We start from the raw sequence: 678 nt of genomic DNA on the forward strand, positions 1-678 counted from the left end.
GCAAACCGGCTTTTGGATAACGGCTGAACACCTTTTCCGGATAAAACAGCGTAAAAACCCACGTTGTAATGGCTTTTGAATAAAGCCTGTCGGGAAAGCTTTGCCAAAGCAAATACCAATATACTTGAAAAACGCGCCGAATGCCCCGATAGGAAGCATGTGTGAATGTCACCAATAGGGGGCGGAATAATTGGTGCTCGGAGCAAAGTTCCATCAGGGGGTCAGTTCCGGCTGGGGGCGGAACTGACCCCAATAAGGGGCCGGCTGAGCATTAAAACTGAAGCTTAACAATGAATTAGGCGGCAGGTGCCATTCGGCCTGGTTCTGTTGGCAGCTTGCCGTTTACAGGACCGGAACTCGGTATTCCACACCAAACAGTCGTTGGACTTGCCTTGTGCGGCTGGGAACTTTGGAGGTTCGGATTGCTTAGGAAGACTTCGTTAAAAGGAGACTTTCGATGTTAACACGGATCATTCGTCAGAACCGTACTGCGGCGCTCTTTCGGACCCATTGGCATATCTTCAACGGAACGCCTCTTGCGCCACTTCAGGACCGTTTTCTCGTTGATCCCGAAACGTGCGGCGAGCTGCGCGGCCGAAGCTTTCGATCGCTGTAGTTCTGCTCGAATGGCGTGCGTGGTCTTGGCGCTGCCGTGGAGAATTTGGCCCATAGCTCCCT

The 678-nt window shown here is 52.4% G+C and carries 1 protein-coding gene and 1 pseudogene; both read right to left on the reverse strand.

The window, feature by feature from the left end; all coding sequences use genetic code 11:
- Positions 1-214: hypothetical protein (locus tag ACTJKP_RS27085; RefSeq protein WP_440632862.1), on the reverse strand; the 214-nt coding region annotated here is incomplete at its 3' end.
- Between the two features lie 261 nt (positions 215-475).
- Positions 476-670, reverse strand: a pseudogene (locus ACTJKP_RS27090) (IS481 family transposase); the annotation flags it as partial.
- Positions 671-678: the final 8 nt, after the last annotated feature.

The sequence above is a fragment of the Brucella sp. 22210 genome (assembly GCF_052045675.1).
Taxonomy (GTDB): Bacteria; Pseudomonadota; Alphaproteobacteria; order Rhizobiales; family Rhizobiaceae; genus Brucella.